The 3441-nt window shown below is 37.2% G+C and carries 3 protein-coding genes and 1 pseudogene; 1 reads left to right on the forward strand and 3 read right to left on the reverse strand.

Annotated elements, in window-relative coordinates; translation table 11 throughout:
• Nucleotides 1–81: 81 nt before the first annotated feature.
• Together DB41_RS10905 and DB41_RS12635 are read right to left on the reverse strand one after the other, a co-directional pair.
• Nucleotides 82–351: an IS5/IS1182 family transposase gene (locus DB41_RS10905; RefSeq protein ID WP_052244046.1), complete on the reverse strand. Its 270-nt coding sequence runs from the start codon at nucleotides 349–351 to the stop codon at nucleotides 82–84.
• Nucleotides 352–386: 35 nt separating this feature from the next.
• Nucleotides 387–544: pseudogene (locus DB41_RS12635) on the reverse strand (IS5/IS1182 family transposase); the annotation flags it as partial.
• Nucleotides 545–785: 241 nt separating this feature from the next.
• Here DB41_RS12635 and DB41_RS08485 point away from each other — a divergent pair.
• Nucleotides 786–2864, forward strand: a complete 2079-nt coding sequence (locus tag DB41_RS08485; RefSeq protein ID WP_039386329.1) for a hypothetical protein — start codon at nucleotides 786–788, stop codon at nucleotides 2862–2864.
• Here the strand turns inward: DB41_RS08485 and DB41_RS11970 are convergent.
• Nucleotides 2861–3441 (reverse strand): hypothetical protein (locus DB41_RS11970; RefSeq protein ID WP_238578482.1); only part of this gene is annotated, 581 nt, incomplete at its 5' end. The genes DB41_RS08485 and DB41_RS11970 overlap by 4 nt on opposite strands.

The following is a 3441-nucleotide window of genomic DNA, read 5'->3' on the forward strand; positions in this document are numbered from 1 at the left end:
AGATATTTGCTCCAAATAATAATGATTTATATATACAATCATTTAAAAACCCTCCCTCTTAGAGACATTTTCTGAATTAATTTATTGCGCTCTTCTTCTTACTATCAGGCGTATCATCGCTAAGTGGAGGAACGCTTGGCTGGTGTTTGGCAAGGCCTCATAATCCTTACTTAATCTGCGGCATTTGCCAAACCAAGCGAATGTTCTTTCTACTATCCATCTTTTTGCTTGTAGATGAAATCCTTTTAGCTTAGATCTTTTAATGGCTATTAAATCAATACCATGTAAAGCTGCTTCTACTCTCCTTTCTTCCCCGCTATATCCTGTAGCAGCAAATATTTTTTTGGCCATACAACTTTTCCCTGAAGATAATAAAATAACGCTTATGACACATCTCTGTCGCTACAAGCTGCGCTGCTTACTAAATCTGCTATTAACAGTCCTAAGTGATCCACCGATAGGTGTCTTTTCCTACCTTTAACTTTCTCGCCATCTTCATATCCACAAAGCCCTTTTTTTCAGTTGTTTTGACACTTTGGCTATCGGTTATAGCTATACTTAAGTCCTGCTAACTTGCCTAAGCCTTGGCGAAGCGATCGCCTTGACTGTCTCTAAGATGCATTCATACTCCTTATTAAATAGTAATATTTAATCAATATATAAATTAAATGAGATTAGTTTTTTATTATTTTATAAAACATTAATATTGTTAGTTTAAATTATTAATTAAATAATATATAATAAAATTAATTAATAAAATAATTTAATAAGAAAAAGGAGTTATAATGAATATTAACACTTCTAGCTCATCTTCACCTTCTCCCTCAGCTCCTCCACCAGCCATGAATACCACAGAAAAAAAGAGCAATAAATTAGAGGAAAAAGCTGAAAAGCCTAGTAATAAAATTGCTAGAATTTCCGCAGCCAACATTTCCCCTCATTCTACCACTCCCGCTGCTTTACTAAGCGACCATACTTTCAATGAGAGCAGCGGAGAAAAAGAAATGGAAAGCCGAATCAATATAGCAAGAGAGCAGCAACCTTTATTATCTCTAGCTCCTTACCCAGCCTGGGACCCCTCTCGTACACGTGAAGTGGTAATTAATGGTCGCGAGTTCATTCCACTTTTTGCGGGGAGCCTTGCAGAGAAGAAAGGACTTTCTCAGAAACTCGGGGTATTGATACAGTCGATAGACAACTGGAACAATTCTGATCGCCTTGATAAGGCTAAGCTTCCTAAGCTTATTGAAATGCATGCTAAAGCTCGCCTACTTCTTTTTTTTCATTTATGTGTAGCCTACGGTAATTCTCACTGCCGCCTTGAATGGAAGCCTGCTAAATTTCAATTGTATCAAGGCTCTTCACCGGATGAAGCTTGCCATCATTCGATATTTGCAGAAATTGAAGATAATTATCTTGAACGCCTTAAAAATACTTTCATAGAAGCCATTAGAGACTTAATAAAAGAAAAAAAAGAGATTCCCTCTGCTCTAATGGATAAGCTGCAGGCCTTAGGAATTCCTAAAGAAAAAGTAGAAGAAATATTAGAGATTATTCAGGAAAAAGGAGGCAGCCTTCGTATACCAGTAAATGAAATATGGAACAGTGCCTTCCCTCAAACTTATTATCTATCATTATTTAATAAGCAGAGAGCATTCTATTATTTAAACAATCATACTTTAATAGCACCCTCAGAATTAAATAAAGTGGATGATTTTATAGAAGTCAACGGCCGCCCAGTGGCAATTAAACTCCTCCGAGAGGTAGCCAATGGAAAGATGGCGCCTAGAGAGGCTACACAAGAATTGGGTCGCTACCTAACCAGGCTACTAGAAGAACATGCGCTAGCAGAAAACGAAGAAAGGGAAACCCTAGAATTACTAAGAAGGAATCTATTCCAATGGAGGGAATTTACCTCTAAGCTTTCTAAGCTTGGATCTTCAATGAATCCTTCCCCTGTTATTAAACAAATAGAATTCATCCATGAGGCTTATAGCTGGATAAATGCTCTGCACGAGCAATCCCAGTATCTTAGTGCAAGATATAAAGGTAATCAAGCTCTGGATAACCTTAGCCAAGCTTTACAAAGAATAAATACCTACAATGATAAACTTTTAATGAACTCGTATGCTTCTATTCAGCATTATAATAAATTAATAGAGACAAAAGTGGCAGCTATCAAGGAAAAAAAAGAAGAACTAGGTAAGCTTAAGCAAGAGGCCATACAATTAGATAAGGAATACAAAAAAAAGCGGAAAGCTATAGGAGAACCACAGGAGTTAAGGGTAGAAATAGAAAAATTAAAAAAGCAGGCGGAAGAATTTAAATCCGCCCTAGAACTTTCAGAACAGAGTCCATTAGAGGCAGGGATAGGAGTAAAGGAAAAAGAATTAATGGAAGAAGAATTGCAACAATTGACAGCAGAACTTCTAAGCAAACAGAACACATTAAATGAATACGAAAGGGCGAAAAAGAAAGCTGAACAGGGTAGAATCTCATCTATCGCGGCAAAAAAGGAAATACCAGAGACCCTTGAGAGGTATGAGGAAATGCTTAAAAATTTAAAACAAGACATGCAACAAGTTATTGAAGAGATACTTCTTGATGAAGAGAGAGACAGAAGGATCCCTCAAATTTTAAATAGTCTACATCTTTTCCTCGCAAGCAATCGACTAGATATCCCGGTAATGATAAATGAACTTAAACAAGCATTACCAAGATACCAAGCATATGTTGAATTACAATTTAAAGCCACCCAGCAACTAACGGAGCATATAGGAAATACTTCTGAAGAAGAGACAAATCTTCAGGACTTACAAATGTTTTTAATTAGCCGCCTTAAGCCCCTAAGCCCTTCCCCTTAACTTAAGAGAAAGGATGGAAGGCCAAAAGAAAACGGCCTTTCATTCTTATCCTTATCTTGAGAAATACTTCCCTTTTTCTGGCTGATGATTCCATCAAAATCCCATTGCTCTAGCCAGCCATCGGTATCACAACTGGCTAAGCTTCGTTTATTAGAATAAAAGCTTCTCAATTTGGCAATTACCTCTTTAGCTTTTCCTGGCCGCTTAACATAGAGGTGTTTCCCATCTAGATCGGTAAAAGAAAGTGGGTGCACTTCAAAGAAGAAGTCTAGATTAGCCGCAGTAATACAGTACTCTTTGCCTACCTGAAGAAATCTAATAGCACGAAAAGTCATCAGTTTCTCTCTTATAAATTTTCCATTAGCAGACTCATAACAGGCAATTGTTCCATCGCTAAACCCGACCACTAATTGGCTTTGATTATAGTCGCAAACCGTAAGCTTAACTTGCTTTTTCTTGAGATACTTATCTGAAGGTAAAGGCTCAAGCTCTCCTTCATATATTTTGGTTCCATTTTTCGCATTCCATACGCGATACTCTCTTTTAGAGCCATTATTCCATAGCATCATCACTTGAG

It is taken from the genome of Neochlamydia sp. TUME1 (assembly GCF_000813645.1).
Lineage (GTDB): Bacteria > Chlamydiota > Chlamydiia > Chlamydiales > Parachlamydiaceae > Neochlamydia.

Coding starts and splice junctions, on each gene's coding strand:
- DB41_RS08485 (WP_039386329.1), top strand. CDS start 786: ATGAATATTAACACTTCTAGCTCATCTTCACCTTCTCCCTCAGCTCCT.
- DB41_RS10905 (WP_052244046.1), bottom strand. CDS start 351: ATGGCCAAAAAAATATTTGCTGCTACAGGATATAGCGGGGAAGAAAGG.